The following is a 15185-nucleotide window of genomic DNA, read 5'->3' on the forward strand; positions in this document are numbered from 1 at the left end:
GTGGGTGCAAATGTACGGGGATGATTTATTACTGCCAAATCTTTTTCAAAAAAAGTTTGAAGCGATTTAAATAAGCCAACAGAAATCATACCAGTCCTCTGTTATTTATTTAAAATTTGCCAGTTGGTTTATAAGCAAACCCGTGCCTATAGAAATTGTAAAGCTCAGGAAAGTACCTATGAGCACGTATTCTGTATGTTTCCTGGAACTAAAGGGCCGGACCGGTACTAAACTGGTTCCATCCGGTTTATCTACCAGGCGTAACAATGATTTAGCGGTCATTAAAAATCCAATTGCAGCGAACTGGCCTGTATAGACCAATGTTAAAGCCAGGATACGTTCCAGTATACCAATCCACTTGCCTGCATCCTTCAGGCTATCCTCCGTATTTATTTCTGTCAGCCACCGCTTTGTTATAAACTGAATAATAATACTGGCCGGGCCTATTACAACCAGGTACCCCAGCAAGTATGCCAATAACCTGTAATTAACGGATAATAAGCTCCAGGTATGGGGTATCCTGTTCCATCCATTAACAATGGCCAGCCATACCAGTACCAGTATAATAACATGCAGCAGCTGATCCGCTATAAACATAAAAAGAGAGCTGCCTTTCTTTTCCAGGGATACTTTTATGCCATCTATAAATACATGGCTAAGAGTAATGATCAGGATGGCCCACCATAATGACGGGCTCCATAATACCACCGCAGTTGCCAAACCTGTAACCAGCCCGTGGTACCATAAATATTTTGATTTCCAGGTATGCGCTTGCTTATCATTTACCCATTTATTGGGCTGCAGCAAAAAATCTGTAGCACAATGAGCTAAGAGCAGGCGTAGCAGGATGGTCACTTCTTCCGGTGTGAAAAATGTCATTACTTTATCAGGTTTTGCATGGTCTTTTCAAAGTAGGTTACTGTTTTTTCAATTGCATTCCACTGCGCAGTTTTTTTCCTTTGCGTAACTGCGGAAGGGCTGATGCTAAGTTTCTCCGCTATTTCCTCATCTTTCCAATCTTCCAGCTTATATAAAATAATCTCCGCCTGGTTTTGCGTCCATTTTTCTATCAATGCGTCCAATAACAGGACAATGGGTGTTATTTGCTCATTAAAGGCGCTGTCAAAAGTTTTCAGGCCAAGCTTTTGCCCCAGGCCCTTTAGCAGGTCCAGCCCTTCTCCTGAAAGCTGGAATGCCTCTCCATCGGAAGTGCTTACTTTATTCTTATTGATAAAATCTACCTGTCCTATTCCAACGGACAACCGGATATCAAATCTTGCATTTAAGTATCCTTTTAAGGAGGCGCCTCGTTTACCCCGCTGCTTTTTTTCTGCTGCAGTGAGGTAGGCCTTAAAAAAAGCTCTTATCATTAAAGCTACCCTCAGGCTGTTAGTAGGTTTACGCACTTCGCATTGAAAGCTATCGCCCCTGTATACTTCAAAGCTTTTAAGCCATTCCTTTTTAGATGCTTTTAAAAAAACGTCAAAGTCAGCATATAATTTTTTCCTGGCTTCCGGATCAATGCCCCGGGAATTAACAACATCACCGGTAATTATCGCATATACCTTATCCATACTCCAAAAAGCCGTTTATTAAGGCTCCAGCCTAAAGATAGCTAAAATTAAGGCTGGAGCCTTAATCTTAGGAGGAATTTCGGCAAAAATTTAGGCTGGAGCCTTAATTAGGTATGAATTAAGGCTCCAGCCTAAATTAAAGATGCTTGCGTTTATTGCCAACTTAAAAACAAGATCAGCTCTGGAAAGGGCCGGATCGTTTAATACATTAAACAATATTGGCCCTTCAATAATTTAACCGCAACATAAAATAAGACCGGCCCTCGACAAGGCGGGTCGTCTATTAATCGTTTACAACTCAAAATACTGACCGGCTAACCCCTTAACCGGTCAGTATAATAATACCAACCCTGGAAAAGGCAGGCGGTTTTCTATGAACTACAATCAAACATTTTAATCACATCCATGCCCTGCACGCTTCCCGGCAGCTATAGTAAATACGTTAATAGCTTAAAGTGAACCAGCCTTTGAAAAAGCCGGTCTGTTCCTTTCATGTAAAACATAATCCTCAAAAATAAACCCAGGTCATGCGCCGGCAAAACCGGCAGCATGCCATAAACAATCACCAACCCTGGAAAAGGCCGGCCAATCATAACCATATGATATGAAAACCAAACTTCCAGGCTGACGCTTATACGGCAGCTGCAATATTTTAATAGTATAAGGTAATACCGGCCCTGGACAAGGCCGGCCGGTTAAATGAACAAACCATTGAACAAAAAATTCTCCACTACCGGTTATCCCGGCAGCAGTATATAACAAGCTAATAACAGTCTGGTAATGCCAACCCTGGAAAGAGCCGGCCTCATATGCTATGAATTACATAACACCTCTAAAACGGTAAATCATCCGCCGGTTGTTCCTGCAGGGCATCATCTTCTAAAATGCCTGCGGTGGCAGCTTTGGAGTGATCATCATGACGGCGGCCATTTAATAGCTGCACGTTGAACACACGCAGCCTTAGCTGGCCAATAGCTTCATTAGCGCTGTTCTTATAAGCATCTGCTACCGGTGTCCCTTCTACATACACTTGTGTGCCCTGCGTTAAATAAGGGGCCATGTTCACACGGTCCCAGAGGGCACAATCTACCCAGGTAGTTCTTTCCTGGGGCACACCTTGCTGACTTTTGAAACGCTCTGTGTGAGCAACGCTGAAGCTTAATACGGTCTTTCCTGCGGCTTCTCTCTGTACGGCATCTTTGCCGAGATAGCCAATGATCTGCAGTTTAATCATTAGTTAAAATTTAAATGGTCGGTTAACGATACGGTTAACTGGTTAGAAAATAGGGTGAAATAAAAATCGAGAGAGAGATGAGGGATGGAAATTAGTATAAAATAATTAACCGGAAAAATATTTTCTTTTTTTTAATACTACAGATATAACTTTGTGCTGTTATAATTCAACTAAAGGGGTGCCTTACTGTCAGGCTGAGATCACACCCATTGAACCTATGACCAGGTAATGCTGGTTAGGAAAAACATAATAATGAAACAATCCTTACTGCTTTTGTGGCTGCTTGCCAGCACTACTGTGCTATATGCACAAAAAACTATTTCCGGTACCGTTACTGATAAAACCAAGGGCCAGCCATTAACGGGCGTTTCCATTATTTTACAGGGCAACAATAACAACGGCGTGCTTACGGATGCCCATGGCCGGTACCAGCTGAAAGTACCGTCCAAAGGCAGCTACCGCCTGCAGGCCAGCTACCTGGGTTACCGCACTTATATTACTACGCTGCAGGGCAGCGATGCGGTGAACGAGCTGAATATACCCCTGGAAGAGACCGGGTTATTTGTGCAGCCGGTGGAGATCAGCAGCCTGCGCGCCGGTAAGAACGCGCCTTTTACCACCTCCAGCTTAAATGCAGAAGATATTAAAAAGCAAAACCTGGGGCAGGACCTGCCACTGCTGCTGAACCAGTTGCCGGGTGTTGTTACCAATTCCGATGCAGGTAACGGCGTCGGCTATACGGGATTACGGGTGCGCGGTTCTGATATTACCCGTATTAACGTTACCGTAAATGGTATTCCTATTAACGATGCAGAATCATCCGGGACCTTTTTTGTGGATATGCCCGACTTTGCCTCTTCTGTAAACAGCATACAGCTGCAACGGGGTGTAGGCACCTCTACCAACGGGGCCGGGGCTTTTGGCGCATCCCTGAACCTGAGCACCAATGAATTCCGGGATAAGGCCTATGGAGAGATCAGCAACAGCTATGGCTCATTTAACAGCTGGAAACACACGGTAAAAGCCGGTTCCGGTTTGATCAATGATCACTTTACCATTGATGCACGCTTATCTAAGATCAGCTCTGATGGTTATATAGACCGGGCCAGCTCTGACCTGCATTCTTTTTATACCTCTGCTGCTTATATTTCTAAAAAGACAGCCATTCGCCTGAATGTATTTTCCGGTAAGGAAAAAACCTACCAGGCCTGGAACGGGGTACCGGAAGCGCTGCTGCATACAGACCGTACCTACAACTCTGCCGGCACGGAGAAACCCGGTGCGCCTTATGATAATGAAACGGATAATTACCAGCAGGATCATTACCAGCTATTCCTGAACCAGGAAATAAACTCAAAGCTGAACTTTAACGTGGCCCTGCACTATACCAAAGGCAAAGGTTATTATGAACAATACAAAGCGCAGCAGCTGTTTGCCAGTTACGGGCTTAGCTCACCAGTGATAAACGGATTGCCGGTAGATACTACAGACCTCATTCGCCAGCTATGGCTGGATAATGATTTTTACGGTACTGTTTTCTCTGTGAACGGTACCGGCCAAAAGCTGAACTGGAGCTTAGGCGGCGGCTGGAACCGCTATGAGGGTGGGCATTACGGCAAGATCATCTGGGCACAATATGATATTGATAAAGACTATAAATACTATGACCTGGATGCGGTTAAAACCGACTTTAATATTTACTGGAAGGGCGAATTTAAATTAACGGAAGCCATTCGCCTGTTTGCCGATCTGCAATACCGCACGGTACGTTTTAACATAGATGGTTTTGAGGATAACCCAACATTAATACAGCACAATACCTATAATTTCTTTAATCCTAAAGCGGGCATTTATTATTACCTGAACACCAGCAGCCAATTGTATGCTTCTTATTCCATAGGTAATAAAGAGCCGAACCGCGATGATTTTGAAGCGGGGCTTACACAAACGCCTAAACATGAGAACCTGCAGAACATAGAGGCAGGTTATGTATTCCGTAATAACCGTGTGAATGTACAGGCCAATGCCTATTACATGTATTATAAGAACCAGTTGGTGCAAACCGGTAAGCTGAATGATGTAGGCGCTTATACACGTACCAATATTCCCAAAAGCTACCGCGCCGGTGTAGAGCTGCAGGGCAGCGTAAAGCTCAGTGAAGTATTTACATTTGGCGCTAATGCCGCTTTTAGCCAGAATAAAATAAAGAATTACACGGCCTTTGTTGATAATTATGATACCGGCGTGCAGGATACCGTGCATTACGGCAATTCAGACATCTCCTTCTCCCCCAGCGTGGTAGCGGGTTATACGCTTAGTGCCAAACCGGTAAAAGGCCTGGATATAGATGTGATAGGCAAGTATGTGAGCCGCCAATACCTGGATAATACCGGCAGTAAAGAACGCAGCCTGAACGGGTATTATACTAATGATGTACGCCTGCGCTACAGCATTCCACAACCGCTGTTTAAAGAGCTGGGATTACAGGTGGCGGTTAATAATATTTTCAATAAAAAGTATGAACCTAACGGCGCCAGCTATACGTGGATTGAAGGTGGAAAACTGGTATCAGACAACTATTATTACCCAATGGCGGGAACGAATTATATGGTGGGGCTGACCGTAGCGTTTTAGGAAATTACGGATTGAGTATCCTATAATAAAAAATGTCCTGCACCAAAAGTTGCAGGACATTTTTTATTATAACTTAATTAACCCGCTACCAGCTGATTAACCGCGGCGTTTACTTTGTTAAACGGAAATTCATTCAGCACTTCATCCATTAACGCTTTTACCTGTTCTGTACATAAGTTGCCAATGCTGCCCGCATGCGTGTGGTGTACTTCTTTAGCCGGCACAAAGGTTCCTTTTTCAATATCCATTCCTACCTGTTTGTATGCTTCACGGAAAGGCACGCCTTCCAGCACCAGCTTATTCACTACTTCCACGCTAAACAGGTAGCGGTACTTTTCATCGTCCAGGATGTTTTCCTTTACCTGCATATTGTTCAGCATTAAACCGGCCATCTGCAGACAGCTGCGCAGGGTTTGAAATGCAGGGAACAGGTTCTCCTTCAACAGCTGCAGATCGCGATGGTAGCCGGATGGCAGGTTGGTGGTCATCATAGCTATCTCATTGGGCAGTGCCTGCAGCTTGTTGCCATAAGAGCGGATCAGCTCCCAAACATCGGGGTTCTTTTTATGCGGCATAATGCTGGAGCCCGTGGTCAGCTCATCCGGGAAGCTAATGAAGCCAAAGTTCTGGTTCATGAACAAACAGGCGTCCATGGCCATTTTAGCCAGGGTAGCACCTAAGCCGGCCAGCGCAAAGGCCACGATCTTCTCTGTTTTACCACGGCCCATTTGGGCGTATACTACATTATAGTTAAGCGTTTCAAAACCTAATAAGGAAGTGGTTAGCTCACGGTCCAGCGGGAAAGAAGAACCATAACCGGCAGCAGAGCCCAGCGGATTTTTGTTTACCACTTTATAGGCGCCCTGCAATACGGTAAGGTCATCTACCAGGCTTTCTGCATAAGCGCCTAACCATAAACCGAAAGAGGATGGCATAGCTATTTGCAGGTGGGTGTAACCTGGCAATAAATGAGATTTATATTGTTCACTCTTTTGCTGCAGCAGGTCAAAAAATACTTTTACATCCTGCACCAGGGTTTGCAGCTCATGGCGCAGAAATAGTTTAAGATCCACCAGCACCTGGTCGTTGCGGGAACGGCCGCTATGAATCTTTTTACCTACTTCGCCCAAACGGCGGGTAAGCAGCAGCTCCACCTGGGAGTGAATATCTTCCACGCCTTCTTCCAGCGCAAAATTACCGGCCTGGATCTCTTTATAGATGTTCTTTAGCTCCTGCTGCAGTACAGCTAATTCTTCAGCTGTTAACAGCCCTATCTTTTGCAGCATGGTGATGTGCGCCAGGGAGCCCAGCACGTCAAAGGGCGCCAGGTAAGTATCCATTTCACGGTCCCTGCCCACAGTGAATTGCTCTACTGCAGCGAGGGACGCTTTATCTTTTTGCCATAGTTTCATAAGCTACGATTGATGGGGCGTTAAAAGTTATATTTCGCAAATACCCGCTCTTTGATCTCCGGCCATTCTTCTTTCAGTATGCTAAAGTAAACGGTATTGCGCAGGCGGCCGCCATTCACTATCATATGATGGCGGAAAATGCCTTCCTGTTTGGCGCCGATGCTTGCAATAGCATTGCGGGATTGTGTGTTCAGCTCATCTGTTTTCAGCTCTACCCTGTTCAGGTCCATCACTTCAAAAGCATGCTGCAGCATGGCAAACTTCATGGCTTTGTTTAAACCGCTGCCATGCAGGGCTGTGTCTATCCAGGTAGCGCCTATCTCTGCCCGCTTGTGGGCCGCCGCTATATTCATAAAACGTGTGCTGCCGGCTGCCCTGCCTTCTTTTTTATCAAAGATCACAAAAGGCATTTCTGTTTTTTGCTCCCTTAAGTCCAGTGTACCCTGTATATAATTCACCAGGTCGGCCTTCTGCTGCAGGTTCACAATACCTACTTTCCATAAAGCAGGCTGTAATGCTACGGGCAGCAGTGTTTCCGCATCTTCTAACTGCAGGGGGCGTAATAACACCCGTTTATTTTCCAGTACCGGATAAAAGTTCATCTTATAAAATTTCTGACAGCAATTTAATATAGGTGTCAATGCCCTGGTTAATCTCTTCCAGGTAGATAAATTCATCGGCCGTATGTGAGCGGGCAGAATCGCCGGGACCTATTTTAATAGAAGTAGCAGGGATCAGCGCCTGGTCTGAGGTGGTGGGTGACCCGTACCAGGTTTTACCCATACGCATACCTGCCTGCACAACAGGATGATCCAGCGCAATGCCCGAAGGCCGCATACGCATGGAGCGGGGTGCTACTGTGCAGCTAACATTTTGTGTTATGACAGCCAGCACCTCTTCCAGTGTATACTTATCCGTTACCCGCACATCTACCACAAAAGAACAATCTGCCGGCACTACGTTATGCGCTTTATTTGAGGTATTGATCACGGTAACCGTCATCTTTACCGGGCCCAGTGTTTCCGATACTTCGGGGAACTGGTATTCACGGAACCAATTAATATCCTGTAAAGCTTTGTAAATAGCGTTCTCGCCTTCATTACGGGCAGCGTGGCCTGCTTTACCATGGCTGGTGCAGTCCAGCACCATCAGGCCTTTTTCAGCAATGGCCAGCTGCGTTTGCGTAGGCTCCCCTACTATGGCTAATGTTATGGGCGGCAGCTGTGATAAAATGCTTTCTATACCATTGGTGCCGCTCACCTCTTCTTCTGCAGTGGGCGCTATTACCAGGTTATAACGCAGGTTGGGCTGCTCATAATAATGCAGGAAGGCAGCAATAAGGCTTACCAGGCAACCGCCTGCATCATTGCTTCCGAGGCCATATAATTTACCATCCACCACATCCGGGCTAAAGGGATCCCGGGTATATTGCGGGTTAGGTTTTACGGTATCATGGTGGGAGTTAAGCAGCACTGTGGGTTTGGACGGATCAAAGTACTTATTCTGCGCCCATATATTATTGAGGTGCTGGTTATACGCAACACCTTTTTCTGCCAGCATAACACCAATAAGCTGCGCGGTGCCTTGTTCTTCCCTGCTAAAGGAAGGGGTAGCAATCAATTGTTTTAAGAGTTTTACGGCATCCTCGTATAACTGTAGGTTCCACATAAGTTAGCATATTAAAGTACCTGCTACTGTACCGGTAGTGTTGCTCCGTACATCTGCCGCATGGCCTATCAGCACTTCCTTTACCCCGCTTTCAATGGCGGAGAAAGCATTTTCCAGCTTGGGCAGTATGCCGTCTGTGAGCACCTTTTGTTCCAGCAGCTCCGCATAAATGCTGCGGTTGATCAGGTTTATAACCGCGTTATCGTCCTGCGCATCACGCAATACACCTTTCTTTTCAAAGCAGTAGATGAGGCGTACCTCATAGTGAGCTGATAGGGCAATGGCCAGTGAAGAGGCAATGGTATCTGCATTGGTATTCAGCATCTGCCCATGCGCATCATGCGTTAAGGGAGCGAACACCGGCGTTAATCCCGCATCCAGCATAGCTTTCAGCGGCCCAACATTCAGGTTTGCAGTATTGATATCTCCTACAAAACCATAGTCGATTTCCTTTACCGGCCGTTTTACAGCCGGTATTACATTTGCATCAGCACCCGTCATACCAATGGCATTACAGCCAACCGCCTGCAGCTTGGCCACCAGCTGTTTGTTCACCAAACCGCCGTATACCATGGTCACTACATCAATGGTAGCAGCATCGGTTATGCGGCGGCCATTTACGTAGTTTGATTCGATCCCCAGCTGGTCACCGATGCGGGTAGCTATCTTCCCACCGCCATGGATCAGGATCTTAGGCCCTTTGATGGCTGCAAAATCTTCCAGGAAGGATTGCAGCAGCGCCGGGTTATCAATCACATTGCCACCTACTTTAATGACGAAAAGCATATACGGATCAGCGTTGTTGTTGTTTTAATATTTCACTTAATACTGCCTGGGCTGCCCATACGCGGTTGCCGGCTTCCGGTATTACAATGGACTGCGGCCCATCCAGCACTTCATCTGCAATTACCACATTCCTTCTTACGGGCAGGCAGTGCATTACCTTAGCTTCGTTGGTATGCTGCAGCTTTTGATTGCTCATCATCCAGCTGCTGTCTGTGCTGATAATGTTACCGTAATCACTATACGAAGACCAGTTCTTTACATACACAAAGTCTGCGCCTTCCAGGGCTTTGTCCTGGTTGTATTCTATTGGTGTGTTACCGGTAAATTTTTTATCCAGCTCATAACCTTTGGGATGCGTGATCACAAAGTCCGCTTCGCCCCAGGCATTTATCCACTGGGCAAAAGAGTTAGGCACGGCCTGCGGCAATGCTTTTACATGCGGCGCCCAGGTCATTACCACCTTGGGTTTACGTGGCTGCTGCCAGCGTTCCTTAATGGTAATTACATCCGTTAAGCTCTGCAAAGGGTGCAGGGTAGCGCTTTCCAGGCTTACCACCGGTACCCCGGCGTATTTAATGAACTGGTTAATATATTTCTCTGTGTAGTCTTCTTCTTTATTCTTCAGGCCGGGAAAGGTACGGATGGACAGTATATCAAAATACTGGCCCATTACAGCAGCGGCTTCCTTCACATGTTCTGTGGTGCTGCCGCTCATAATAGCGCCATCATTCATTTCCAGCGCCCAGCCTTCTTTATCAATATTAAACACTACTACTTCCATGCCCAGGTTCCTGGCGGCTACCTGTGTGCTTAAGCGTGTTCGCAAACTGGGGTTCAGGAATATCATGCCCAGCGTTTTGTTAACGCCTAATGTTTTGTCCCTGAACGGGTCCTGCTTGTAACCCAGTGCTGTCTCCACTAACCGCGGGACACCTGGTACATCATCTACGGAAATAAATTGCTTCATTGCTGCAATTATGGTGTGTTTAAAATATGAAAAATGAAGTAATTAATATTTTAACAGCTCATCCCGGAAAGCGGTCAGGAACTGGTCTGCATGCGCCTGTGTTAAAGCCAGTGAAGGCAGCAGCCTTATTACATTCGGCTTTGCTTCGCCCGTAAAGATCTTATGTTTAAATAACAAGTCTTTTCTTACCTGGTTCAGCTCTTCCGGTAATTCAATACCGATCATCAGGCCCCGGCCCCTTACTTCTTTTACATGCGGCAGCTGTTTCAGCTGTTCCATGAGATAGCTGCCTACTTTGGCTGCGTTCCGGATCAGCTGCTCCTGCTCCATTACTTCCAGCACTGCCAATGCTGCGGCGCAAGCCAGGTGATTACCGCCAAAGGTAGTGCCCAGCATGCCATAAGCCGGCTGAATGTGTGGGGCAATGATGATGCCGCCTACCGGGAAACCGTTGCCCATACCTTTTGCCATGGTGTAGATGTCGGCATTGATGCCGGCATAATCATGGGAAAAGAACTTACCGCTCCGGCCATAACCGCATTGTACGGAATCTGCAATGAATACGGCATTGTTAGCATCGCACAGGCTCCTGATCTTTTGCAGGAAACTTTCGCTGGCTACATTAATACCGCCTACACCCTGGATGCCTTCAATAATTACGGAAGACACTTCATATTGCTTAAAAGCCGCTTCCAGGGCCTTTTCATCCTGCCAGGGCAGAAACACTACGTTATCGGTTTCATTTACCGGCGCAACAATTTTCGGATTGTCGGTAGCGGCTACTGCCAGGGAGGTACGGCCGTGAAAAGATTTTTTGAAGGCAATGATCTTCTTTTTACCGTTGTAGAAAGAAGCGAGCTTTAATGCATTTTCATTGGCTTCTGCACCGGAGTTACACAGGAAGAGCTGATAGTCTTCCTTACCGGATACTTTACCCAGCTTTTCTGCTAACTGCTGCTGTAACGGGATCCTGATAGAATTGGAATAGAAGCCTACTTTCTGTAGCTGATCAGTGAGGCGTTTTACATAATGCGGATGGGTATGGCCAATGGAAATCACTGCGTGACCGCCGTATAAGTCCAGGTATTGTGTGCCTTTATCGTCCCATACATTAGAGCCTGCACCTTTTTCAATAGTAATATCGTTGATCGGATAAACGTCAAATAATTTCATGATGTGTTTGTTGGCGTGATGAGCGCATCACGCATTTGAAAGAGAAATTTGTTACAGTAACATGCATGGTCCTGGGTTTGAGTCCCAGCGGGATCACGCTTAAAACACGATCGATTTCAGCTTTAACCCGGCCGTTTCTTCCAGCCCGCATATCAGGTTCATATTCTGCACCGCTTGTCCGGAGGCGCCTTTCAGCAGATTGTCCTCTATGGAGTGGATCACCAGCTTGGTGCCGATCTTTTCTAACTGGATCAGGCATTTGTTAGTGTTCACCACCTGCTTCAGGTCTATCTGCTTATCACTGACATGCGTAAACGGATGCGGAGCATAATATGTTTTATACAACTGAAGCGCCGCTTCCAGGGTGAGGTCACTTTCCAGGTAGGAAGTAACCCAGATACCCCTTGGATAATCGCCCCGTACCGGTACAAAATTAATATTGCCGGTAAAGGCAGGCTGCAACAGTTGTAAGCTTCGTCGTATCTCTTTCAGGTGCTGATGGGTAAGCACTTTATAAGTGGAGACATTATTGGCGCGCCACGTAAAATGCGTGGTGCTTTGCAGGCTTTGGCCGGCGCCGGTAGAACCGGTGATGCCGGTGGTATGTACTTCCTGCAGTAAACCCGCCTGTGCTAAAGGCAACAGCCCCAGCTGGATGGCGGTGGCAAAACAGCCGGGATTGGCAATGTTCTGCGCTGTTTTTATCTGATCCCTTTGCATTTCCGGCAGGCCATATACGAACTCCCGGCCCGGCAGGCTTTCACCTAAACGGAAATCCTGGCTCAGGTCTATTACCTTAACGGAAGGTGCAATGGTATTAGCTTCTAAGAATTTTTTTGACTCGCCGTGGCCCAGGCAAAGGAACAATACATCTATATCATTACTAAGGTCAGCGGCAAAGCTAAGCTCTGTTTCTCCCAGCAGATCGCCATGTACGGCATATAAAAGATTACCGGCATTACTACGGCTATGTACAAACGTAATTTCCACGTCAGGATGGTTGAGTAAGATCCTGATCATTTCCCCACCGGTGTAACCGGCGCCGCCTACTATGCCTGTCTTTATTTTAGTACTTGCCATTGTAATCTTTTTTAGCATAAAGCGGAAAGCATAAAACAAAAGCTTCCTACCTTATGAATTTATATCCGATTTCACATTATCACTACGCAGCGCTTTAATAAAAGCAATCAACATAGCTTTAACCTCATTCACCTGTTTATTGATCTCGTTATAAATATCATCTTTTATATATCCTAAATCAAAGCTTAATAGTGCACAGTATTCTGTTTCATGTGCTGATCCCAATGCCTGATCTAAAAAACGTGCAAAGTCTCTTTCTGTTAATCTTCCACATCCTTCTACAATATTTAATGGTATACTATAAGCAGCACGTTTGATCTGACTGGATAAAGCGTATGTTTCTTCTTTAGGAAAACATACTACTACTTTTGTATATATCATTTGCGTTAACAAATGAGCTTTCTTCCATATTTCAAGCTTTTTATAGTCTCTCATATTTTTGGGGTGTTGGTTTGCTTGCTTTATGCTTTTGGCTTTAAGCTTTCGGCTCCGTATTCACCTGGTGCCAGATCATAGTCTGGTTACCGAATATTTTGCTGAAGCCGCGTACGTCTTCGCCGGACCAGCCGCTGTTCATTTCGCCGTACTTGCCAAACTTGCTGCTCATCAGATCGTACGGTGATTCAATACCTGTTACCTGGAAACGGTAAGGCAGCAAGGTTACAAAAACCTGGCCGGTTACCTGCTGCTGGGAGCTTTCCAGGTAAGCTTCTATATCCCGCATTACAGGGTCCAGGATCTGGCCTTCATGTAACCAGTTGCCGTAAAACTGCGCCAGCTGGTCTTTCCAGCTCAGCTGCCATTTAGTGAGCACATGTTTTTCCAGCGCATGGTGCGCTTTCAGGATCACCATGGGAGCAGCAGCTTCAAAACCCACGCGGCCTTTAATACCAATAATAGTATCGCCTACATGTATATCGCGGCCAATAGCAAATGGCCCGGCTATGGATTGTAAATATTGTATGGCTTCCGTGGGATGACCAAATGTTTTATCGTTCACACCCACCAGCTCTCCTTTTTCAAATTTGAGGGATACTTGCTCCGGGTCCTGTTTGGTTAGCTGGGTGGGGAACGCTTCTTCCGGCAGCATGCCGTTAGAGGTAAGCGTTTCCTTACCACCTACAGAAGTACCCCAGATACCTTTATTAATAGAGTACATGGCTTTTTCAAAGTTCATCTGTACTCCTTTGGATTTCAGGTAGTCTATTTCCTGCTCCCGGCTCAGCTTCAGATCACGTATAGGCGTAATGATCTCTACACCCGGGATCATGATATGGAAGATCATATCAAACCGCACCTGGTCGTTACCGGCACCGGTGCTGCCGTGCGCTACAGCGGTAGCGCCTGTTTCCTTCACATATTCTGCAATGGCCAGGGCCTGGCTCATGCGCTCTGCGCTTACGCTTAAGGGATAGGTATTGTTCTTCAGCACATTGCCAAACACCAGGTATTTGATCACCTTATCATAATAAGAACGTACGGCATTTACTGTTTTGTGGCTCTTTACACCCAGGCTGTAAGCGCGTTTTTCTATTTCCTGTAACTCCTCATCGGTAAAACCGCCGGTGTTCACGATCACAGAATACACTTCATACCCCTTCTCTTCTGTCAGGTATTTTACACAGTAGGAAGTATCGAGGCCTCCGCTAAATCCCAGTACTACTTTTTTACTCATTATTATGGTTCTGATGGTTAGGTGGTAAAATTGCTAAATTATAGTTGAAACAGCACCATTAAAACAGGTTGAACAAAAAGAATTTCTTTTTGATGTTGCTGGCTGTGCCGGTGTTACCGCCTTTCAGCAGCACATATCTTTTATACCGCAGCCAACGCTCAAACAGGCGGAAGTTCTCTTTGAACGCCCGTTGTTTCTTTGGATGCAGCATATCAATATTACCATTGGCGGCTACCATCATTTGCGGCTGCACGCTTACGGTTCTATGTTCAGTGGCGGCTCTGTCGCGCATGGCTTTTTCTTCGGCTTCCTTCAGCTTCTGTGCGGGATCATAGAGCATACCAGTGCACAGGCAGTTCTTACGGTCTTTGGCCGTGAGAATGTCAAAGTTCACACAGCTGCGGCAGCCTTTCCAGAACTCCTCATCATCTGTAAGCTCAGAGTAAGTAACGGGTTCGTAACCTAATTCTGAGTTGATCTTCATTACGGCCAGGCCGGTGGTAAGACCAAATATTTTGGATTCCGGGTATTTTTCCCTGGACAATTCAAAGATGCGGTGTTTAATTGATTTAGCTACTCCATGGCCGCGGAAGGCCGGGTTCACGATCAGACCGGAGTTGGCAACAAACTTCCCATGGCTCCAGGCTTCAATATAACAAAAGCCTACCCATTCGCCCTTTGCCGTTACTGCTATTACAGCCTTTCCTTCATCCATCTTCAACTCCACGTATTCGGGTGAGCGTTTGGCAATACCGGTGCCACGCGCTTTGGCGGAGGATTCCATCTCGTCGGTGATGGTTTTTGCATAAATTTTATCGTCGGGAGTAGCTACCCTAACGATGATATCTGTATTTTCCAACTTTCGTAAATTGAAAAAAGTGAACCAATAGTGTTAAAATGAACTGCCTTATGTGGTCAGGAAAAATAGAAATCACAAATGATGGGGGTGATCATTGTGCGATAGCATGCCAATATGTTAGAC

The 15185-nt window shown here is 46.1% G+C and carries 14 protein-coding genes; 1 reads left to right on the plus strand and 13 read right to left on the minus strand.

The window, feature by feature from the left end; genetic code table 11:
* Positions 1–105: 105 nt before the first annotated feature.
* The 3 genes from KVT36_RS00300 to KVT36_RS00310 all read right to left on the minus strand — a co-directional run bounded on the left by KVT36_RS00300 (position 106) and on the right by KVT36_RS00310 (position 2808).
* Complete coding sequence (locus KVT36_RS00300; RefSeq protein WP_217601514.1) at positions 106–879, minus strand: DUF3307 domain-containing protein; 774 nt, start codon at positions 877–879, stop codon at positions 106–108.
* Positions 879–1574 carry a SatD family protein gene (locus KVT36_RS00305; RefSeq protein ID WP_217601515.1) on the minus strand — a complete coding sequence of 232 codons (696 nt, stop codon included), beginning with the start codon at positions 1572–1574 and terminating at the stop codon, positions 879–881. Before KVT36_RS00305 ends, KVT36_RS00300 begins: the two co-directional genes overlap by 1 nt.
* Positions 1575–2406: 832 nt before the next feature.
* The gene (locus tag KVT36_RS00310; protein WP_217601516.1) at positions 2407–2808 is read right to left on the minus strand and encodes a single-stranded DNA-binding protein; all 402 of its coding nucleotides are present in this window, start codon (positions 2806–2808) and stop codon (positions 2407–2409) included.
* Between the two features lie 252 nt (positions 2809–3060).
* Between KVT36_RS00310 and KVT36_RS00315 the strand changes: the two genes are divergently transcribed.
* The gene (locus KVT36_RS00315) at positions 3061–5442 is read left to right on the plus strand and encodes a TonB-dependent receptor (RefSeq protein WP_217601517.1); all 2382 of its coding nucleotides are present in this window, start codon (positions 3061–3063) and stop codon (positions 5440–5442) included.
* Positions 5443–5519: 77 nt separating this feature from the next.
* On the opposite strand, the gene argH is transcribed toward KVT36_RS00315, so the two are convergent.
* The 10 genes from argH to KVT36_RS00365 form a co-directional block, all read right to left on the minus strand.
* Positions 5520–6854 carry an argininosuccinate lyase gene (gene argH / locus KVT36_RS00320; RefSeq protein ID WP_217601518.1) on the minus strand — a complete coding sequence of 445 codons (1335 nt, stop codon included), beginning with the start codon at positions 6852–6854 and terminating at the stop codon, positions 5520–5522.
* 20 nt (positions 6855–6874) lie between these two features.
* On the minus strand, positions 6875–7456 hold the full coding sequence (locus tag KVT36_RS00325; protein WP_217601519.1) for a GNAT family N-acetyltransferase: 582 nt from the start codon (positions 7454–7456) through the stop codon (positions 6875–6877).
* Between the two features lies 1 nt (position 7457).
* Positions 7458–8522, minus strand: a complete 1065-nt coding sequence (locus KVT36_RS00330; RefSeq protein ID WP_217601520.1) for a M20 family metallo-hydrolase — start codon at positions 8520–8522, stop codon at positions 7458–7460.
* A 3-nt stretch (positions 8523–8525) separates the two neighbouring features.
* The gene (gene argB, locus KVT36_RS00335) at positions 8526–9308 is read right to left on the minus strand and encodes an acetylglutamate kinase (RefSeq protein ID WP_217601521.1); all 783 of its coding nucleotides are present in this window, start codon (positions 9306–9308) and stop codon (positions 8526–8528) included.
* Between the two features lie 7 nt (positions 9309–9315).
* On the minus strand, positions 9316–10275 hold the full coding sequence (locus KVT36_RS00340) for an acetylornithine carbamoyltransferase (protein ID WP_217601522.1): 960 nt from the start codon (positions 10273–10275) through the stop codon (positions 9316–9318).
* Positions 10276–10317: 42 nt separating this feature from the next.
* The gene (locus tag KVT36_RS00345) at positions 10318–11448 is read right to left on the minus strand and encodes an aspartate aminotransferase family protein (RefSeq protein WP_217601523.1); all 1131 of its coding nucleotides are present in this window, start codon (positions 11446–11448) and stop codon (positions 10318–10320) included.
* A gap of 99 nt (positions 11449–11547) precedes the next feature.
* Entirely contained in the window at positions 11548–12528 is a 981-nt protein-coding gene (gene argC, locus KVT36_RS00350; RefSeq protein WP_217601524.1) for an N-acetyl-gamma-glutamyl-phosphate reductase, read from the minus strand.
* 51 nt (positions 12529–12579) lie between these two features.
* Complete coding sequence (locus KVT36_RS00355; RefSeq protein WP_089921050.1) at positions 12580–12963, minus strand: four helix bundle protein; 384 nt, start codon at positions 12961–12963, stop codon at positions 12580–12582.
* Between the two features lie 40 nt (positions 12964–13003).
* Positions 13004–14203: an argininosuccinate synthase gene (argG, locus tag KVT36_RS00360; protein WP_217601525.1), complete on the minus strand. Its 1200-nt coding sequence runs from the start codon at positions 14201–14203 to the stop codon at positions 13004–13006.
* Between the two features lie 58 nt (positions 14204–14261).
* Positions 14262–15062 (minus strand): GNAT family N-acetyltransferase, encoded by an 801-nt coding sequence (locus KVT36_RS00365; RefSeq protein ID WP_254639776.1) that lies wholly within the window; start codon positions 15060–15062, stop codon positions 14262–14264.
* Positions 15063–15185: the final 123 nt, after the last annotated feature.

The organism is Chitinophaga sp. GbtcB8, from assembly GCF_019091455.1.
Classification (GTDB): Bacteria; Bacteroidota; Bacteroidia; order Chitinophagales; family Chitinophagaceae; genus Chitinophaga.